This window comes from Archangium sp., from assembly GCF_036389735.1.
Classification (GTDB): domain Bacteria; phylum Myxococcota; class Myxococcia; order Myxococcales; family Myxococcaceae; genus Archangium.
The window spans coordinates 1-20221 of record NZ_DASVWK010000177.1 but is presented as its reverse complement, the minus strand read 5'-3'; the positions used below and the strand labels follow the sequence as shown (position 1 = coordinate 20221).

Here is a 20221-nt window from a genome sequence, read left to right as displayed (position 1 = left end):
AGGCCTCGACCACGGCCTGGTTGGCCTCGACGAACGCCTGATAGAGGGCGCGGGGCGGGTTCTCCGGTGAGCTGGCGGAGATGACCTCGACGATGCGATCGCTGGCCACCTGGCTGGCCACCTCACCGGCCTCGTGGCCGCCCATGCCGTCACAGACGACGAGCAGCCGCGAGCCATCCGGCGGGGCGGCGACGCGGAAGGAGTCCTCGTTCTGCGAGCGCTGTCGCCCGACGTCGGTGCTCCCATGGATGTAGAGCGGGAGGCTCATTCGTCCTCTCCCTTCGCGGGTGCGTAGATGGTCCTGGCCTTCGCCCGAGGCGCCTGCGTGGCGGGCTGGGGAGCGGCGGATTCCGAGGGAGGCGCCTCGACCAGGGGCACGCCGCCCGGAGCGGGCACGGCGGGCTGGAGTCCGGGCTGCTCCAGGGTGAGTTCCAGGTGCTGTGACAGGCGGATGGTCTGCCCGGGCCGCACCGGGACGCGCTCGCCTGGGTTCAGCCGGCGCCCGTCCACGAAGGTGCCGTTGGTGGAGTTCTCGTCCTTGACGAACACGTTGCCCGCCTTGAAGAGCTGCACCGTCGCGTGGTGGCCACTGAGCTGGGGCAGGTTGACGCAGAGGTCCATCTCGCCCGAGCGGGCCCCGATGGTGAACGAGGACTTGTGGACCCGGTAGAACGGCTCGAGCCCCGGAGGGCCCCGGGTCACCACCAGCCGGGTCTCCGGCAGCGTGGCGAAGGGATCCTTCCACACGGCGGGAGCCACCGGAGGAGGCTCGGGCTGCGCGGGAGGAGGCTCGGGCACGGGGGGCGCCACGGGCTTCGCCTCCTGCACGGGCGCCGGAGCGGGAGCCGGCGTCGAGCGGCGCCGGGACAGCACCACGGCGAGCACGAGCGCCACGAGCAGGAGCAGGCCCAGCGCGAGCAACCACCAGGGAACCCCGCTCGAGGCCGCTCCGGCGGCAGGGGCCCCCGTCGTGCCACCGGGCTGTGTCCCCGTCCCAGGAGAACCCGCCGCTCCGGGCTGGACCGTCGCGCCGGGCGTCGCTCCGGGTTGCGTGGGTGGCGAGGTGGACCCGGAGGCGCCAGGAGGGGTGCCGGGTGCATTGGCCGCTCCAGAGGTACCCGGCTTGGACGTGCCCGTGGTGCGGCCCGGCTGTGTCGGAGCGGGACCCGTGGCGACCGTGTTCGGACAGGCGGCGGTCGCGGAGCCCTCGGCACTCTGGCGGAAGGAGACGGAGTCGCTCCAGGCGATGCGGTTGCCGCCCGAGAGTGCTTCCACCGAGAGCCGGTCCGAGGTCTGCCTGGGCTTCACTCCACAGAAGGCCACGTCCAACCAGTAGATGTGCTCCAGCGCGCCCACGAGCCCCGCGAGCGCCTGCCCGGCATCCACGTCCTCCACCTGGATGTAGCGCCCCCCCGACTCCCCGGCGAGCTTGGACATGTCGTCGAGCCGCCGGGCGGCCCCCTTGCCAGTGGCGCCGCCGCTGAAGACCACCACATGGATGCGCACGCCCAGGTCGCGCGCGTCCCCGATGAGTTTCTGCACGCTGAGCGCGTTCGACTCCTCGCCCGCATCGGTGAAGACGATGACCTCGCGCGAGCCCCCCTTGGAGAGGGGCTGCTTGCGGGCGGCTTCGCGCATGGCGTCCTGGATGTAGAACTTGAGCCGGGTGACGAGCTGATGGGTGCCGAGCCCCTCGACCCTGGCCAGACACGCGCCGAGGCCGGAGGAGGAGGACTCCTCGCAGTGAGTGGTCTTGCTCTTCCCGAAGGTCATGACCGCCACGGTGTGGTTCCGTGGGCTGGCGCCGAGTGCGTCCGCGTAGGCCCTCGCGAATCCGAAGGCTTGCGGCCAGTACGTGGAGAAGGATCCGGACTGGTCGAAGGCGAGGATCGTGTAGCGGCCCTCCCGGGTATCGGACAGGCGGCGTACCGCGTCCACCTGCGCACCGGCCTGGTCCACGACGACGTGGAAGAGGCCCGGAGAAGCACCGGACGCGCGGAGCTCCTGCTGGAGGGAGGGGTCGGTGACCTCGACCTGCAGCCTCATCTTCCCCGCGGACGCGGGAGGCGCCGCGAGCACGGTGAGCCCGTTGTCCGCGGCGCTCGCGGGCGCGCCCACGAGGAGCACGGCGAGCAGGCCCGCCGTCATGATGGCTGTGCGATGCATGTGCATCCCCCCTCCGGAGCGGTTCACTGGGAGCGGCGGGACAGCAGCGGCTCGGGAACGATGACGAGCACCAGGGTCGTTCCCCCCAGGGTCAGCACCGCATGGTTCTGGAGAATGATCTGCTCGCCGTGGACGACGGAGCCATTGACGATGGAGCCGTTGCTCGACACGTCCATGTACGAGGCGTCCTCGGCGCGGATGAACAGGAAGGCGTGCTGGCCACTCACGCGCCCGTCGTCGACCACCACGTCACACCCGGCGTCGCGACCGAGCACGTTGCGCCCGGAGCGCAGCGGGTGGACGCGACCGGGATCGGTGGGGCCGCGGTACTCGAAGAGGGCCCCGCGGATGAGGCCCACGGCGGCCCCCTCGTTGGTGGTCTCCACGATGGTCCGGGCCTTGGGACGCGGCGCGGGAGCCGCGGCGGGGGCCGGAGCCGCGACGGGAGCCGGGGCAATGGGGGGCATGGGCGCGGCGGCCGGACGCGAGGGCGGCAGGGACGCGGCGGCGAAGGGATCGCGAGGATCGAAGGTGGGCCGGGGCGGCGGAGGATTGGCGAAGAAGTCCGCGCCCCGCTGGGCGGGAGGCGGAGGAGGCGCCGCCGGATCCGGCTCGAAGACGGTGTGACGTTTCTGATGCGGGTTGGCCGGCTGGGGCGGCGGCAGCGGCGCGGGAGCGCTCTCGGCGACCGTGGCACGCTTGGCAGGCGTCAGGTCGAAGCCGCACATATCGCAATAGGCGGCACCGACGGCGTTCTCGTTCTGGCAGGAGGGACAGCGCATGGGGGGCTTGGCCGACTCTAGGGCACGCGCAGGAGGAAACTCCAGCCGGACCGGGCTTATTGACCGCCAGGCTCACCGCCCCCGTACCGCCTTCCGGGCCGGCTCCTCCGCCGCGAACAGGGACTTGAGCACCCGGCCCGTGGCCGTCTTCAGCCGTGCCACGTCCCGTGGCATGCCCTCCGCCACGATGTGCCCGCCGGCCTCGCCCCCCTCGGGCCCCAGCTCCACCACGTGGTCCGCCGAGGCGATCACACTCGGGTGGTGCTCGATGACCACCAGCGTGTCCCCTCGGTCCACCAGCCGCCGCAGGAAGGAGATCAGCTTCGACACGTCCCCCAGGTGCAGGCCCGTGGTGGGCTCGTCCAGCACGTACAGCGTGGGCTCGTGGCGCATGGAGGCCGTGAGCTCCGCCGCCAGCTTCAACCGCTGCGCCTCGCCACCCGACAGCGTGTTCGAGCCCTGTCCGAGCTGCAAATACCCCACGCCCAGGTCCGACAGGCACGAGAGCGGCGCGGCCACCTTGGGCAGCGCGTGGAAGACGTCCTTCGCCTCGTCCGCCGACAGACGCAGCGCGTCGCCGATCGTCAGCCCGTGGTAGCGCACCTCCAGCGTGGCCGCGTCGAAGCGCGCTCCGCCGCACACCTCGCACGGCGTGACGACGTCCGGCAGGAAGGACATCTCGTGAGAGATGGCGCCCTGCCCGTCACAGGCCGTGCACCGGCCTCCGGACGCGGTGTTGAACGAGAACCGCGCCGGACTGAAACCTCGCACCTTGGCCTCGGGCGTGGCCGCGAACGCCCGGCGCAGCTCGTCCCACAGACCCAGGAAGGTCGCCGGCACCGAGCGCGGCGTCCGCCCGATGGGTGACTGATCCACCGCCAGCACGCGACGGATGGATTCCAAACCCGTGAGCGTCTTGAAGGACCCCGGCCGCGTCGTCACCAACCCGAGCTTCTCGCGCAGGGCCGGGTACAGCACGTGGCGCACCAGTGTGCTCTTGCCCGAGCCCGACACGCCCGACACCACGGTGAGCCGGCCCACGGGAATCCGCAGGTCCACGCCCTTCAGGTTGTTCGCCCGAGCCCCCTTCAGCTCGATCCACTTCTCCGGCTCGCCCCGCGCGGTCCCCGCCTGCACCGCGGGCTCCCGGAGCGCACGGGCCGTGGGGGCATCCTCGTGCTGCAATACCTTCTCGGGCGAGCCCTCGGCGAGGATGCGCCCACCGCCGCGACCCCCCGTGGGCCCCAGCTCGATGAGGTGGTCCGCCGCCCGGATGGTGTCCGTGTCGTGCTCCACCACCAGCACCGTCGAGCCCGTGTCCACCAGCGCGCGCAGGTTGGACAGCAGCCGGTGCGTGTCGCGCGGGTGCAGGCCGATGGTGGGCTCGTCCAGCACGTACATCGCCCCGGTCAGGCCCGCCCCGAGCTGCGCCGACAGCCGCAGCCGCTGCATCTCGCCACCCGAGAGCGTGGCCGCGCTCCGATCCAGCGACAGGTAGCCCAGCCCCACCCGGTCCAGGAATTCCATGCGCCGCAGCAGCTCCTGGCGGGACGGCTCGCCGAGCAACGCCTGGTTCCCTCGGAACTTCCATCCGCGAACCTGCTCCAGCGTCGCGCTGACGGACTGCTGCACCACCTCGTGGTAGCGCGAGCCCTCCAGCCGCACGGCGCGCGGCACCGGCTCCAGGCGCGAGCCCTCGCAGGTCCGGCACGACTCCGAGCGCCCCTCGGCCAGGGCCTCCGCGCCGCCCTCCACGCCCGTGCCCTCGCAGTCCACGCAGCGGCCCTGCTTCGTATTGAATGAGAACCACCGCGGGTCCATCTCCGGCACGGAGAAGCCGCAGACGGGGCAGGTGCGCTCGCTGGACAGCAGCGTCTCCTTGTTACCGCTGGTGCGCACCTTCAGCGCGCCCTTGCCCCAGGTGAGGGCCTTGTCGAACACGTCGCGCGGCAGCTTCGCCAGCTTCCCCTGGTACATGACGAGGTCGATGTCGTGCTCGCGCGATTTCACGAGCTGCGGCGGCTGGTCCGTGGAGACCACCTTGCCGTCGGCGATGGCGGTCTCGATGCCCGCGCGCGCGGCGGCGGTGAACACGTCCAGGTACGTGCCCTTGCGCGCGCGCACCGCGGGAGCGAGCACCGTGCCGTCCCCCTTCATCTCGGTGAGCTGCGCGTAGATGGCCTCCGCCGTGGTGGCGGCGATGGGCTCACCGTCTCGCGGGCAGTGGGGCTGGCCCAGCTTGGCGAAGAGGAGGCGCAGGTAGTGGGCCACCTCGGTGACGGTGGCCACGGTGCTGGTGGCTCCCGCGCGCGAGGTGCGCTGCTCCAGCGCCACGGAGGGGGGGATGCCGCTGATGCGCTCCACGTCCGGGCGCGGCATCATCGGGAGGAACTGGCGCGCGTAGGGCGTCAGCGTCTCCAGGAAGCGCCGCTGGCCCTCGGCGAACACCACGTCGAAGACGAGCGAGCTCTTTCCCGAGCCGCTCGGCCCCGTCACCACCGTCATCTTCCCCAGCGGAATCCGGCAGGACACATCCTGGAGGTTGTGCTCGCGCGCGTGCTCCACATCGATGGCCGGAGCCGCCTCCGCCTCGCCCTTCCCCCGCTTCGTCGGCACCACCGCCGCGCCCAGCTCCCCACGCAGCGCCGCCGCCGTGAGCCCCTTGTCTCGCGCGAGCTGCTCCGGAGTGCCCTCGGCCACCAGGAGCCCGCCGTTGCGGCCACCGCCAGGGCCCAGATCGATGATCCAATCCGCGCCCCGCATCACCACCAGGTCATGGTCCACCACGACGACACTGGCGCCACGCTCCACCAGCTCGTGCAGCGCGGCGAGCACCTGGCGCACATCCGCGTCGTGCAGACCAGCGCTCGGCTCGTCGATGAGGAAGAGCGAGCCCTCGGCCTCGCTGGCCAGGGCCCGCGCCAGCTTGAGGCGCTGGGCCTCACCACCGGAGAGGGTGGACAGGGGCTGGCCGAGCGGCAGGTACCCCAGGCCCAGCCGCGACACCGGCCCGAGCGCCCGCACCAGCGCCTTGTCGTCGGCGAAGCGCTCCAGCACCTCGTCCACGGTCAGCTCCAGCATGTCCGCCACGGAGAGACTCCGGTGCCGGATGGACAGCACCTCCTCCTTGAAACGGCGGCCCCGGCACACCGGGCACAGCAGGGAGACGTCCGCGAGGAACTGCATCTCCACCGTCTCGTAGCCCTCGCCCGAGCAGGCCTCGCAGCGACCCTTGTCCACGTTGAAGGAGAAGTGCGCCGAGGTGAGGCCCCGCACCTCGGCCTCGGGCTCGGAGGCGAAACGGTCCCGAATCCGGTCCCACGCCTTGGTGTACGTGGCCGCGTTGCCTCGCGAGGTGCGCCCCAGCGGTGACTGGTCCACGAAGGTGACGCGCTCCACCACCTCCAACCCGTCCACGCCGTCCGCCTCGCCGGGCACCTCCACGTCCTTCTCGCCCAGGGCACGCCCGAGGTGGCGGTACAGCACCTCGTCCATCAGCGTGCTCTTGCCCGAGCCACTCGGCCCGGTGATGGCACACAGCACGCCCAGCGGCACGCGCACGTTGACGCCCCGGAGGTTGTGGGCGCGGGCATTGCGCACCACCAGCTCGCCCGTGCGCTGGCGCGGCGTGCGCTTCACCTCCTCGGAGCCCGACAGCAGCCGGCCAGTGGGCAGGTCCGCGCGCTTCCTCAACGCCTCGGGCGTGCCGTCGAAGCACAGCTTGCCGCCGTGCCTGCCGGCTCCGGGGCCCAGCTCCAGCACGCGGTGGGCGGAGCGGATGACGAGCGGGTCATGCTCGATGACCAGGGCGATGTTGCCCCGGGTGGCCAGCTCGGACATGGCGCCGGTGAGGGGGCCCACGTCGGACGGGTGCAGGCCCACGGTGGGCTCGTCCAGGACGAAGAGCGCGCCCGTCAGCGAGGTGCCCAGCGCCGCCGTGAGGGACACGCGCTGTGCCTCGCCTCCCGAGAGCGTGCGCGCGGGCCTGTCCAACGTGAGGTAGCCGAGCCCCACCCGCTCCAGATAGCCCAGGCGGCTGGCCAGCTCGCGGCGCACCAGCTCGCCCTGGCCAGTATGGGTGCGCAGGGCCTCCAGGCGCGCGCGGGCGTCGGACAGCTCCAGCCCGTGCCACGCGGACAGGTCCAGCCCGCCCACGCGCCAGGCCCGCGCGGACTCGTTGAGGCGAGCGCCCTCGCAGCTCTTGCACAGCGTGTAGGCGCGGTAGCGCGAGAGCAGCACGCGCACGTGCATCTTGTACGTGCGGCTCTCCATCCAGCGGAACCACGCGCGCACGCCCGGGTAGGCGCGGCCCCCGTGGTAGTCCCCCTCGCCCTCCAGCACCCGCTCCCGCTGCGCCGGGGTGAGCCGCTCCCAGGGCACGTCCAACGGAATGCCGTGCTCGCGGGCGTAGCGGAAGAGCATCTTCCGCTCCCACTCGGACGTCTTGCCCGTCCACGGGCGGATGACCCCCTTCTCCAGGCTCAGCGTCGGGTTGGGCACCACCTTGTCCCAGTCGATGCCGATGGTGCGGCCGAAGCCCTTGCACGGGGGGCAGGCGCCGGTGGGCGACTGGTAGCTGAAGAGGCCGGGCCGGGCCTGCTCGAACTCGCGCGAGCACTGGGGACACACCAGTCCGCGCCGGATGCGCCGGGCGCCCGCGGGGGTGAAGGCCACCGCCTCGCCGCCACTCATCGCCCACGCCGACTCCAGCGCCGCCGTCACCCGTCCGAGCTGCCCCTGGGCCAGCTTCAACCGATCCACCACCACGTGCGCCACGCCAGCCGAGTCGGTGGCCTCGCTCGGCCGCAGCGACTCCAGCTCACGCACCTCGCCCCGCACCACCAGCCGGTGGTAGCCCTCCTTCAGCAGCCGGGAGCGCACGTCGAGGAACTCGGCCGTGTCCGCGATGCGCTGGGGAAAGGCCAGCACGGCCTGGGCCTCGGGCTCGGCGGCGATTGTCGCCAGGGCGGCCACGCGCGCATCGGTGCGCACCGCCTCCACCCCACAGGTGGGGCAGATGGGCATGGCCTCACGGGTGAAGAGGGCCGACAGGTAGGCCTCCACGTCGGCCAGCGTCGCCACCGTGGAGCGCGAACTCTTCACTGGCGCGCGACGGTCCACGGCCACGCCCGCGGCCACGGGCTCCAGGCCATCCATCGGGGGCCGTTCCAGTCGCTCGAGGAACTGGCGGGCATACGGGCTGAAGCTCTCGACGAAGCGGCGTTGGCCCTCGGCATACAGGGTGTCGAGCGCGAGGCTGGACTTGCCCGAGCCGGACACGCCGGTGAGGCACACCAGCTCCCCTTCGGCGAGATCCACCGAGAGGGATTGGAGATTGTGGGTCCGGGCTCCAACGAGGTGCGTCTTGTGCATGGGAGGCGCTGGTTTAACGGCGGAAGTCGGGCCCGCCAACCGAATCCATGACGTGGGACCGAGCCCTTCCGAGCCCCTGAAACCGGTCGGTCGCCCTGCCTTCATCGGGCCGCTCCGGCGTCGTCGCCTGCCCGGCCCCGGCGGAGTGTCCATGCTGTAGGGGTCCGCGCAGGGAGGCCCCCCATGTTGCCCGTCGAACCCGAATTCATCCCCGCTCGGGCGGTTGCCGCCCGGGCAGCCCCAGCCCTCGCCATCCTGGAACTGCCGGGCCGCCAGGGGGTCGGCTTCATCGTCTCGCCCTGGGGCTACCTCGTCACCAACCTGCACGTGGTGGCGGGGGCCGAGATGGTCCATGTCGTGCTCGCCGACGAGCAGCTCGTCGAGGTGGAAGAGGTCATCGCCCTGGACGAGAAGCGGGATCTCGCCGTGCTGCGGCTGCCCACCCAGGACGTGCAGGCGATGGACCTCGCTCCCGACGCCCACCCCGGCGAGGGCGATTCGCTCTACATCCTCCTGCCAGCCGGCGCGGGCATGATGGGGCTGATGGAGACACGGGTGCACGCGGTGCAGGTGCTCGACGAGTCCCTCACCTTCCTGGAGCTGGAGGCCGCGCTGCCCGAGGACGCCTCGGGAGGCCCGGTGCTGGATGCCTCGGGCGCGCTGGTGGGCGTGGCCACTTGCGCCTTCGCGGACGGACGGCCCGTCACCATCGTCATCCCCTCGCGCTACGTGCTGCCGCTGCTGGAGCAGCCCGGCTCGCAGCCCATCTCCGCGCTCGCCATGGCCAGGCCCGCCGCCTCCCGTCAGCGCCACGTGCCCACCCACCCGCTCTCGTTGTTGGAGGGGTGCGCCACGGACGCCGTCGAGGAGGTCGCCCTGGCCATCATGCACGCCATCCAGCTCGGCGCTCCCACCTACAACCGCGGAGACCCCGAGGGCTGCTACCGCCTCTACGCGCGCACCGCCGCACGGCTCATCCAGGAGCGCTCCGACTGCCCCGGTGCACAAGGCGCCCTGCGCGATGGACTCCACCGCTGCACCCAGCTCGCCGACGCGGACGAGCGCGCCTGGGCCCTGCGCGACACCTTCGATGGCCTGCTCCAGGTCATCGATCGCTGGTTGCAGGCCCAGGCCGCGTTCGCACGCATGGCGGCGCCCAAGTCATACATGCAGTGAAGCCCGCGGCTCCTGGAGCCCGGTTCCATGGATTTCCAGGAAAATCGTTCAACCAGCGACATCCATGTGAACCGGGTAATGGGTATACTTGGCCCGTAGTAAGACACCTCTGCGCGCGGCGCGCGGTCGCCCCTGGCGGCCACACCACCACGAGGAGCACATGCGGGCCCTGCTCGTTCCCTCCGGGAACATCGATCTCTCGCCGGTGGAGACGCTGCTGCGTCAGCTGGGGATCAACGTGACGCTGGCCCGAGACGACGAGGCGGCCATCACGGCCTTCCGCCAGTCGCCCTTCCCGCTCGTGCTGCTGGACCTGGACGACGCGGGGGATCGCATCGTGCTCGTGCGCGCGCTGCGGGCATGCCCTCGCGGGACGCAGGCCTCCGTGCTGCTGGTGGCCGAGCCCGAACAGCAGGAGCAGCTCGTCCCGCTGCTCGACGCCGGGGTGGATGACTTCCTGCTGCTGCCCCTGGACGAGACCTCGTTGGCGCTCCGGCTGCGCCTCGCCTCGCGCCGGGCCTCCGAGAGGCCGGAGCCCCTGCCGGAAGACTTCCAATTGGACGGGCTGTGCGCGGTGCTGCTGCGCGAGAGCCCGGTGCCCACCTGCATCACCACGCGCGAGGGCAATGCCTTCGTCGAGGTCAACGACGCCTGCGCGCGGCTCTTCGGCTACACGCGCGAGGAGATGCTCTGGTGCACCGCGAAGGACCTGAACCTCTGGGAGACGCCCATCGAGCAGGAGCGGCTGGCGGCGCTCTTCCAGGAGCAGGGAATGCTGCGCGGGGTGGAGTCGCGCGTGCGCACCAAGAGCGGGGAGCTGCGCCACGTGCTCGTCTTCGTGGGCATCGCGGAGTACGCGGGCACCCCGCACATCGTGTCCATGTTCCCGGACATCACCGAGCGCAAGCAGATGCAGGCGCGGCTGCTGCTGTCGGATCGGATGGCCTCGGTGGGAACGCTGGCCGCCGGCGTGGCGCATGAGATCAACAACCCGCTGGCCTACGTCACGGCCAACCTGGGCTATGTGCACGAGGAGATGGCACGCCTGCTGGAGGGCCCTCCCGCGCCCACCACGCTGAAGTCGGTGTGCACCGCGCTGACCGAGGCGCTGCACGGCGCGGATCGGGTGCAGACCATCGTCGGGGACCTCAAGACGTTCTCCCGCGAGACGCGCGAGACGCAGCAGGATCCCCTCCGGGCGGTGGACGTGAAGAAGGTGCTGGAGTCCACCCTCAACCTGGCGGCGGCGGAGATCCGCCACCGGGCTCGGCTGGTGAAGGACTACGGCGACGTGCCCCCGGTGCGCGGCAACGACTCGCGCCTGGGACAGGTCTTCCTCAACCTGCTGGTCAACGCGGCCCAGGCCATCCCGGCCGACGGCGACGCGGACCACCATGAGATCCGCCTCATCACGCGGATGGCGCCCTCCGGGTACGTGTCGGTGGAGGTGACGGACACCGGGGCGGGCATCGCGCCCGAGCTGATGGGCCGCATCTTCGACCCCTTCTTCACCACCAAGCCGGTGGGCGTGGGCACGGGGCTGGGCCTGTCCATCTGCCACAACCTCATCGGCGCCATGGGCGGGGAGCTCCACGTCCACAGCGACCTGGGACGGGGAACCACCTTCCAGGTGCTGCTGCCAGTGGCCACCACGCCGCTGGAAGAGCCCGCGCCGGAGCAGCCGCGGCCCATGACGCTCACCGGGCCACGGGGCCGGGTGCTGGTCATCGACGACGAGCCCATGCTGTGCTCGGCCCTGGAGCGGATTCTGCGGCCCCACCATGACGTGGTGCTCACGACGCTGGCGGCCGAGGCCCTGCCGCGCCTGGAGGCCGGCGAGCGGTTCGACCTCATCCTCTGCGACCTGATGATGCCGCGGATGAACGGAATGGACTTCCACGCGGCGCTCCAGCGGCTGCGCCCGGAGCTGTCCGGCCGGGTCATCTTCCTCACCGGCGGCGCCTTCACCCCGCAGGCGAAGGAGTTCCTGGCTCGGGTGCCCAACCGCCGGGTGGACAAGCCCTTCAACGCGCGCGCCCTGCTGGCGGTGACGCGTGAGGTGCTCTCCACCGTCGGTTGAGCACCCGGGGGCTCAGCGGAAGAAGCCGCGCAACACGGAGATCATCGCCCCCACGTCCGCCGCGGCGGCCATCTCGCGGATGGAGTGCATGGACAGCATGGGGTTGCCCACGTCCACGGTGCGGATGCCCAGCTCCCCGGCGGAGATGGGGCCGATGGTGCTCCCACAGCCCAGGTCCGTCCGGGTGACGAAGTTCTGCGGCGTCACCCCCGCCTCGCGGCAGTGCAGGGCGAACCAGGCCCAGGACTCGCCATCGGTGGCGTAGGACTGGTTCACGTTGGACTTGATGACCGGGCCGGCGCCCAACAGCGGCTGGTGCTTGGGCTCGTGCATGGACGCGTAGTTGGGGTGGAGCGCGTGCGCCATGTCCGCCGACACCAGGAAGGAGTGGCGGATGGCCCGGTGGAAGGAGTCCCGCCGCCCGTCCGAGTGCGCCAGGGTGATGCGCTCCAGCAAGTCACGCAGGAAGGGGGACGCCGCGCCCTGCGCGCTGCGGCTGCCGCACTCCTCATGGTCGTACAGCACGACACCCCGGGTGGCCTCGCCCGGCCCGCTCATCGCCAGCAGCGCGGACAGGCCCGCGTGGCTGCTGGCGAGGTTGTCCAGGCGCGGCGCATGGAGGAACTCGCCGAAGGCACCGGAGCGGATGGAGGGCTGCAGGTCGTAGAGGCACAGGTCGAAGCCGAGGATGTCCCCCGGCGCCACCTGGGTGCCACCCCGGACCAGCTCCTCCACGAGCATCGCCTTGAGGTCCACCGCGCCCGAGCGCTCCAGGGCGAGCACGGGCACCAGGTGGTCCTGGGCGTTGAGCTTGAGCCCGTCGGTGTTGACGCCGCGGTTGAGGTGGATGGCGAGGTTGGGGATGCGCAGCAGCGGGCGGCGGAAGTCCACCAGGTGGTGCGCCGGGCGGCCCTCGCGGGCAACCACCACGCGACCGGCGATGGACAGGTCCCGATCCAGCCAGGTGCTGAGCAGGGGGCCTCCGTACACCTCCACGCCGAGCTGGTGGTAGCTGGAGCGCTGCACCTGGGCGTTGGGCTTGAGGCGCAGGTTGGGCGAGTCCGTGTGGGCCCCCACCAGCTTGAAGCCGGCCCGGTCCACCGGGGTGGTGCCCAGGTGGAAGGCGGCGATGCTGGTGTCCCCGCGGGTGACGTACACCTTGTCCCCGGGCTTCAGGTCCCAGGGGTCGCGCTCGTCGAGGGCGCGGTAGCCCTGGGCGGACAGGCGGCGCACCGTCTCCCGCACCGCGTGGTACGGAGTGGGCGAGGCATCGATGTAGGCCAACAGATCATTGGCGGCGGCGTCGAGATCGGAGGGAGTCATCTCCTCCAGGCTAGCGCCACCGCCGCGTCCCGCCACGGGAAACGTGGCGGGAGTGCCAGGAAGCGATCAGCGCCGGGGCTCGGTGGCCTGGGCGTCACCCGCGGGCTCCACCCCGAGGTGCACCGCCGGCAGCGAGGCCGACACCGCCCCCACGTAGAAGATGCCGTGGTAGCCCTGCTTGTCGCGGCCGTCGAACAGGTGGACGAAGTAGCGCTCCCCGTTGTCCTTGCCCTTGGCGGGTTTCACACCGCAGTCCAGCTTCTGCTCCTCGTTCATGGCGCAGATCCACGCCGTCCCGCTGGCGTACGCGATGTCCAGCGAGAACACGTTCTCACGCAGGTGCGCGACGCGCAGGCCCATGGGGCGGTAGCCCGGGTTCCACGGCAGGCCCTTCACCTGGCGCGGGTGGAGGTTGCCGCTCACCACCAGCACCGCGCGCTTCCGGGACTTGCCGGCCACTTCCAGCACCGTGTCCGCCATGGCCTCCTCGCGTGCATCCCCGTTGAGCGGCGGGCGGTCGAAGGCGAACACCTCCACGTCCAACCCCCGGGCGCGCAGCTTGCGCAGGGCCTCGAGGAGGTAGGCGATGGCCTCGCTGTTGCGGCCGTCCGGGTACGGGCTGCGCCAGAAGTCGCTCTCCATCAGCTTCGCCCAGTCCGCCTCCTTGCCCTCGCTGGCCACGAAGGTCTGGAGCCGCTCCTGGTTCACGTCCGGCACCTCCAGGCCCACCGTCACGGGAATGCCCTGCACGGCCGCCTGGCACGCGCTCTGGGCGATGAAGTGCGGCACCTGCCGCGTGCCGTGCAGCTCCCCCAGCAGCACCACGTTGCCGGGGCGCGCCACCTTGCCCAGCCCCAGGATGGGCACGCCGCACTCGATGTCGTCGTTCTGTCGCACCACCACCTCGGGGACGTCGCTGGACTTCTTCGCGTCCCGCGCGAGCACCGGGGCGATCTGCCGGAACACCTTCCACTCCATCACCATGTCGCGCGCGGTCTGCTTGGACGCGGCCAGGGTGCCGACATCCCCCGTGGCGGACCGCATCGACTCCTCGAGGGCCACCTGGCTGCCCATGCCCTCGGGGTTGTCGCGGGTGCGCCCGTCGACGCCCCAGACGAGCTCACTGCCCGCCGCCGCCAGCGCGGTGTTGGCGCTGCGGGTGTCACGGGTGATGACCAGCTTGCAGCGGTGGGGGCCCTCCGGCTTCGCGACGACCAGGTAGCGGTGCCAGTAGCCGGCCACCCTCGAGCCGGCGAACTCCTCGCGCCACTCCGTCTCCAACGCGGCGGTCCCCGGCGTCTCGCGGAAGGCGAAGCCCCTGGACGAGAAATACTGGCGGACCTGCGGCCACACCTCGTCGATGGGCTGGTCGTAGATGGCCTCCTCATTCGGAGCGAAGTCCACGAACCGCGACGAGCACCCCGCCAGCGCGACGAGCAACGACAAGCAAATGAAAGCCAACCGTCTCATTTCTCTTCCTTCCCTTGCTGCCCCAGCTCCTCCAGGAGCCGGCGAGCGTCGTAGACCTTCCGGAGCCCCTCGATGATGCCCTCGCCGTGGACGGACACGGCGCGGTTGACGGTCTCGTCGAAGCCGTAGTCACCGCCCAGGGACTGGATGTTGCCGTCGAAGACGACGCCGACGATCTCCGCGTCCTTGTTGAAGATGGGCGAGCCCGAGTTGCCGCCGATGATGTCGTTGGTGCTCACGAAGTTGAAGGGCGTCTGGAGCTCCAGGCGGGGCCTGGCCTTGAGCCAGCTCGGGGGCAGGCGGAAGGGGGGCTCGCCCGTGGCGCGCTCGTAGAGGCCGGAGATGAAGGTGAACGGCTCCACCTGCTTGCCGTCCTCCGGGTAGCCCTTCACCTGCCCGAATGACAGCCGGAGCGTGAAGGTGGCATCCGGGTAGGTGCTGGTGCCATAGGCCTCGAAGCGGGCGCGGGCGATGAGCTCGCCATTCTTCTCCAGCACGGACTCCACCTCCTGCTCGTAGCGCTCGCGGATGGCACGCGCCTCGGCGTCGAAGGAGCGGACGAGCTCCAGCATCGGGTCCTTGGAAGCACGGAGGGCCTCCGGGCCGCCCTGGTAGAGCTGGCGGCGCACCTGCTCGCTGGCCAGCTTGGAGCCGGACACCAGCTTGCGCGCGAGCGCCTCCGGGGACTGCTTGCCCAACACCTTCTTCACCACCGGGTCATCCGGCCCGAGCTGCTCGCGCAGCTTCGTCAGGTAGAAGGTGAGCAGCGCCTGCTCCAGCTGCGGGTAGACGGGCGCGGGGCTGAAGAGCATCTGCTCCAGCTCCGGCTTGCGCGCCTCGGCGAACTCCTCCAGCCGCAGCTCGTTGGGCTTGGGCAGCTCCTCGGCCGAGCGGGTGAGCATCCGCGCGTAGCCGAAGAGGTCCGAGCCCATGCCCGCGCCCTGCTCCAGCAGCCGCAGCCGGATGCGCATCTCGCGCAGGGTGTCCGTGGCCCGGGCGATGTTGTCCCAGGCCGCGCCGTAGCGCTTCTGCCGCTCGGGGTCCGCCTTCACCCAGTCACGCAGCTTCTGCTCCTCCGCCAGCTTCTTCGCGAAGAAGTCGCGGTCCACCAGCGCCTCGCGCCGGCCCACCAGGGCCTTGTAGGCGTTCTCCACGCCGAACTTGAGGTTGTTGGAGACGCGGGTGAGCTCCGGGCCGCGCTGCTGGAACTCGTCGAGCATCCCGCGCAGCTGTGCCAGGGCGAAGAGGCGCTCGGGCACGGCGTAGTCGCGTTGGTAGAGGAGCTGGGCCCCCGTCAGCAGGCGCGAGGTGCCGCCCGGCTGTCCGGACACGAAGGTGAGCTCACCCGGCTGCGCGCCCCGGGCCGACCAGCGCAACCAGTGGTCCACCTTCGCCGGCTTGCCGTCCTGGTACACGCGCACGAAGGCCACGTCGTAGTCGTAGCGGGGGAACTCGAAGTTGTCCGGGTCCCCGCCAAAGAAGGCGATGGCCTCCTCGGGGGCGAACACCAGCCGCACGTCCTGGAAGCGCTGGTACTTGTAGAGGTTGTACAGGCCGCCCCGGTACAGCGACACCACGTCACAGCGGATGTCGGGCGCGGTGGCGCAGCCCTTCTCCAGCCGGGCGAGCTCCGCCCGCTGCGCATCCCGGAAGGCCGCGCCCTCCTTGCCCTGCGTGGCCTTCGTCACCTGCTCGGTGACGTCGGAGATGTCCACCAGCCTGTTGACCTCCATGGCCGGGCACTGCCGCTCCTGCTGCGCGGTGGCCGCGGAGAAGCCCTTCTCGATGAAGTCATTCTTCGGGGTGGAGAGCTGCTGCACGCACTCGCGCACGCAGTGGTGATTGGTCATCACCAGCCCGTTGGGAGACACGAAGCTGGCCGAGCACCCTCCGGCGATCCGGGCCGAGGCGAGCCGGACCTTCTCCAGCCACTCCTTGCTCGGCGCGAAGCCGTAGCGCGACTTCACCAGGTCGGAGGGAAAGTTGTTGAAGGTCCACATCCCCTCATCGGCACGGGCGAGCCCGGCGGTGAGCAGGAAGAGGACGGGGAGCAGCCGTGTCATCAGGAGTCTCCTTTGCACACACCTGGACCGGATTGGTCTCCCACTTCTGGAGTCGGGTCAAGCCCGGACACGCGCTCCGAGTGAAGGGGTGCCATCCACCGGACGGCCGGCCTCCGCTCACCCGGGCTCGCTGTCGAACGTGGCGAGGTACTCCGACTCGAAGGCCACCCCATCGAAGGTGGGCAGCTTGTAGCGGTAGGAGGCGACGGACGAGAGGATCCGCTCCCGCCGGCTCGCATCCATCAGCGGAGACACCACCCGGCAACCGCGCAGCACCCCGGGGTCCACCACCCGGCAGCGCAGCTTGATGACCTCCCGCTTCTCGAAGGGCACGGGCTTCGTCGTGTCCGTGCGCGGAGGTGGGGAGACGAGCCGCTCGGGCTTGCGCAGCCGCAGGGACAGGGCTTCACACGCCTCCTTGACGTGCCCGTTGCACGCCTTGGCGAGCAGCGACACGGCCTGGATGGGCTCCTTCGGGACGCCCTGTCCGGACGCGAAGGCGAGGCCCCGCTCGTAGCACTGGCGCGCCGTGGACACCGTGCAGGACTCCGACTCGGGAGGCGCAACGCGCTCCGTCTCTCCCGGGCCGAAGGAGCCCAGCGCCGCGGGCCGGAGCTTGTCGACGAGCGGGCGCTGGGGGTCCTCCCGGCGCAGGTGCGTGCACCCGGACAGCGAGAGTACCCCGGCGCACCCCAGCCCCACCACGCCCCACCTTCTCACGAGGAGTCCAGACATGGGCCGGGATGCTAACCTTGGATTCAAATGTCCGAGCAACTGAGTGGGGCCCGCAGGGCACTGATCCTTTTCGTCATGCAGGGGGTGCCGTTGCTGGGCTTCGGCGCCGGGGTGTGGCTCTTCCTGCGCGAGGGCTTGAGCGCGCTGGACCTCGGCCTGCTGGTGGGGATGTACCTGCTCACCATGACGGGCGTGGAGGTGGGCCTCCACCGCTACTTCGCGCACCGCACCTTCGAGACGACGCGCCCCCTGCGGGCCCTCCTCCTCATCCTCGGCTCGATGGCGGGCCAGGGCTCGGCCCTGCTGTGGAGCGCCGTGCACCGCACGCACCACGCCCACACGGACCAGCCGGGGGATCCGCACTCGCCGCTGCTCGGCCGCCACGGCGCCTGGGACAAGCTGTGCGGGTGGTTCTGGGCCCAGTTCCTCTGGTACCTCGACGTGCCGGCCATCCCCCGCTTCGGCCGCCTCCTGGACCGCTACCGCGACTCGCCGGCGAGCCTCCTGTCCGCGAAGGAGGATGACCAGGCGCACCGCTTCGCGCGCACCCTCCCCGACCTCCTGCGCGACGAGCCGCTCGTGCGCCTCAACCAGCGCTATGGCACCTGGGTGCTGCTCGGCTTCGCGCTGCCGACCCTGGTGGGCGGCCTCGCCACGCTGTCGTGGGAGGGCGCGCTGCGCGGGCTCGTCTGGGGCGGCTTCGTCCGCTACTACCTCGTCCAGCAGATCTCCTTCGCCATCAACTCGGTGGGGCACACCGTGGGGGTGCGCTCCCTGAACAGCCGCGACGACAGCCGCAACAACGTGGTGATGGCGCTGCTGACGCTCGGCGCCGGGTGGCACAACAACCACCATGCCTTTCCCGGCTCGGTCCGCACCAACTTCCGCTGGTGGCAGGTGGACCTGGGCTACCTCCTGCTGAGCCTGCTGGCGCGGTTCGGGCTCGTCTGGGATTTGCGCGAGCCGTCTCCGGAAGCCCTCTCCGCGCGCGCCTCGTCTCCCACGACGTGACGCGCGCCTGCCGGCTTGCTCAGCGCGCAGGCGTGGGGCACCTGTGTTGAATACAAAATAATTTTAATGGATGCTCTTTCGCGGTCGGACAACGACTGTCTCGCACTGTCTTTGACCAGGAGCACACGCCACACCTCACAGCATTGACCTCTCGGAACGCCAGGGCGATGAGCCCAGCTGGCGCGACGGGAGGGCTGCGTCCGAAAGCTGGTCCCGCTTCGCTGTCTGGCTTCAACCCCTTCCGAGAGCCTCTTCCTTGAAGAAATCCCTCCTGTTGGCTGAAACCTTGCTCGTCCTCGTCGCCGCCGGCTGCGGAGCCCCCGACACCGGCACCGCCGAAGACGCAACCGAGACGCTCCAGACAACAGCAGAGGCTCTCACCACGCAGAACTGCACCCCCCTGTCCGGCCTCACGGTGCTGGCCTCGGGCCATGATGGCAACGTCCCGGGCAACACCCTGGATGATCGGCTCGACACGCGCTGGAGCAACCTGGGCAAGGGCTCGTGGATCGACTACGACCTGGGCGCGAACAAGGCCCTCACCGGGGCGGCCATCGCCTGGCACTCGGGAAACCTGCGCGCCAGCAACTTCACCCTGTCCGTCTCCTCGGATGGGGTGAACTACACGACCGTGTACACCGGCAGGAGCTCCGGCACGACGACGGCGGCGGAGACGTACACCTTCGCCTCGCGCACCGCGCGCCGCCTGCGCGTCACCGTCAACGGCAACACCCTGAATGACTGGGCCAGCATCGCCGAGGTGCGTGCGTGCGCGGGGACCGCGGCGGCCTCCACCGTCGTGTGGCGCGGCGACTTCGAGACGGGGGACCACTCGCAGTGGACCCGCACGCAGATGGTCAGCTCGGACCGGCTGGCACTGGTGAGCTCGCCCCTGCGCCAGGGCCGCTACGCCCTCAAGACCACCGTGTACCAGGGCGATGACCCCATCAACTCCAGTGGCAACCGCAACGAGCTGGTGAGGATGACGCGCGAGGCGGCGGGCTCGGAGTACTACTACCGCTTCAGCACCATGTTCGCCTCGGACTTCCCGAGCGTGAAGACGTGGCAGCTCTTCACCCAGTGGCACCACGAGGGCGGCAGCGGCTCGCCCCCGGTGGAGTTCTACGTGTATGGCGAGGAGATTCGCCTGAACATCGGCGGAGACCCCGGCGTCATCGTGTGGAAGACCCCGCTGGTGCGCGGGCAGTGGCAGGACTTCATCTTCCACGTGAAGTGGTCGCCCAACGCGACCGTGGGCTTCGTCGAGCTGTACCACAACGGCCAGCTCGTCCTGCCCAAGCGCTACATCGCCACCCAGTTCTCCGGGATGCTCAACTACCTGAAGGTGGGCCTGTACCGCAGCGACACCGTCACCCAGCGGGGCGTCGTCTACCACGATGGCTGGGTCATGGGCCGCACCCTCGCGGACGTGCAATAGCCTTTGCCCGGAAATCGCGGACAAACCAGACAAACAGCGCGACATACGTGTCGCGCGAAAGAAAAAAACAGCTAGCGACTTGCCACGGGCCTACTTCCAAGGAGAGATTCACTCACATCACCGCAGATGTGGTTTAGAGGTGAATCCATGCCCGCAACAGCTCTTCGCTCCCTTCCTTGTGCCTCCGTGCGCGGTCTGCAGGACGCGGCCCGCGCCACCGACGCGGCCTCGCTGCGCCCTCACATTCGCAAGCACTTCCAGGCCCTGATGACGGACCGGGGCGATTGGAACCTCTCCATCTACGACCTGGCGTGGGTGCTCTGCTGCGACTTCTTCAACGAGGGAGAGAAGCGGAAGAACCTCTCCCAGTTGTTGTCCCTCCAGCGAGTGGATGGCTCCTGGGGTGATGCCAGCTACGCGCCCCACTCCTCGCTCGTGGACACCCTGGCGGCCGTCATGGCCCTGGTCCGCCTGCGGCAGCCGATTCCCAGACGCCGGGAGCTGGACGCCCGCGTGGAGGCCCTGCTCCTGGAGTGCCACGCCTATCCGCACCACGACACGGTGGCCTTCGAGCTGGTGGCGCCCAAGCTGCTCAAATGGCTGG

13 protein-coding genes are annotated in these 20221 nt (G+C 70.5%); 5 read left to right on the top strand and 8 right to left on the bottom strand.

Annotated elements, in window-relative coordinates; genetic code table 11:
- The 4 genes from VF794_RS06560 to uvrA form a co-directional block, all read right to left on the bottom strand.
- The coding region (locus VF794_RS06560) for a protein phosphatase 2C domain-containing protein (RefSeq protein ID WP_331108323.1) at window positions 1-268 on the bottom strand (268 nt) is incomplete at its 3' end.
- The gene (locus VF794_RS06555) at window positions 265-2166 is read right to left on the bottom strand and encodes an FHA domain-containing protein (protein WP_331108322.1); all 1902 of its coding nucleotides are present in this window, start codon (window positions 2164-2166) and stop codon (window positions 265-267) included. The genes VF794_RS06555 and VF794_RS06560, both read right to left, overlap by 4 nt.
- 23 nt (window positions 2167-2189) lie before the next feature.
- On the bottom strand, window positions 2190-2948 hold the full coding sequence (locus tag VF794_RS06550) for an FHA domain-containing protein (RefSeq protein WP_331108321.1): 759 nt from the start codon (window positions 2946-2948) through the stop codon (window positions 2190-2192).
- Between the two features lie 72 nt (window positions 2949-3020).
- Window positions 3021-8321 carry an excinuclease ABC subunit UvrA gene (gene uvrA / locus VF794_RS06545; protein ID WP_331108320.1) on the bottom strand — a complete coding sequence of 1767 codons (5301 nt, stop codon included), beginning with the start codon at window positions 8319-8321 and terminating at the stop codon, window positions 3021-3023.
- Window positions 8322-8504: 183 nt separating this feature from the next.
- Here uvrA and VF794_RS06540 point away from each other — a divergent pair, with 183 nt between their 5' ends.
- Together VF794_RS06540 and VF794_RS06535 are read left to right on the top strand one after the other, a co-directional pair.
- A complete protein-coding gene (locus VF794_RS06540; protein ID WP_331108319.1) occupies window positions 8505-9497 on the top strand; it encodes a serine protease in 993 nt (330 codons plus the stop codon).
- A gap of 160 nt (window positions 9498-9657) precedes the next feature.
- Window positions 9658-11577: an ATP-binding protein gene (locus tag VF794_RS06535; protein ID WP_331108318.1), complete on the top strand. Its 1920-nt coding sequence runs from the start codon at window positions 9658-9660 to the stop codon at window positions 11575-11577.
- Between the two features lie 12 nt (window positions 11578-11589).
- On the opposite strand, the gene VF794_RS06530 is transcribed toward VF794_RS06535, so the two are convergent.
- From VF794_RS06530 to VF794_RS06515, 4 genes are all read right to left on the bottom strand, one after another.
- Window positions 11590-12900 (bottom strand): M18 family aminopeptidase, encoded by a 1311-nt coding sequence (locus VF794_RS06530; protein ID WP_331108317.1) that lies wholly within the window; start codon window positions 12898-12900, stop codon window positions 11590-11592.
- A gap of 66 nt (window positions 12901-12966) precedes the next feature.
- Window positions 12967-14370, bottom strand: a complete 1404-nt coding sequence (locus tag VF794_RS06525) for a hypothetical protein (protein ID WP_331108316.1) — start codon at window positions 14368-14370, stop codon at window positions 12967-12969.
- Window positions 14367-16433 (bottom strand): S46 family peptidase, encoded by a 2067-nt coding sequence (locus tag VF794_RS06520; RefSeq protein ID WP_331108315.1) that lies wholly within the window; start codon window positions 16431-16433, stop codon window positions 14367-14369. Before VF794_RS06520 ends, VF794_RS06525 begins: the two co-directional genes overlap by 4 nt.
- A 117-nt stretch (window positions 16434-16550) precedes the next feature.
- Window positions 16551-17168: a hypothetical protein gene (locus tag VF794_RS06515; RefSeq protein WP_331108314.1), complete on the bottom strand. Its 618-nt coding sequence runs from the start codon at window positions 17166-17168 to the stop codon at window positions 16551-16553.
- 27 nt (window positions 17169-17195) lie between these two features.
- Between VF794_RS06515 and VF794_RS06510 the strand changes: the two genes are divergently transcribed.
- The 3 genes from VF794_RS06510 to VF794_RS06500 form a co-directional block, all read left to right on the top strand.
- The gene (locus VF794_RS06510) at window positions 17196-18179 is read left to right on the top strand and encodes an acyl-CoA desaturase (RefSeq protein WP_331108313.1); all 984 of its coding nucleotides are present in this window, start codon (window positions 17196-17198) and stop codon (window positions 18177-18179) included.
- 256 nt (window positions 18180-18435) lie between these two features.
- Window positions 18436-19617 (top strand): heparin lyase I family protein, encoded by a 1182-nt coding sequence (locus VF794_RS06505; RefSeq protein ID WP_331108312.1) that lies wholly within the window; start codon window positions 18436-18438, stop codon window positions 19615-19617.
- 186 nt (window positions 19618-19803) lie between these two features.
- Window positions 19804-20221: hypothetical protein (locus VF794_RS06500; RefSeq protein WP_331108311.1), on the top strand; the 418-nt coding region annotated here is incomplete at its 3' end.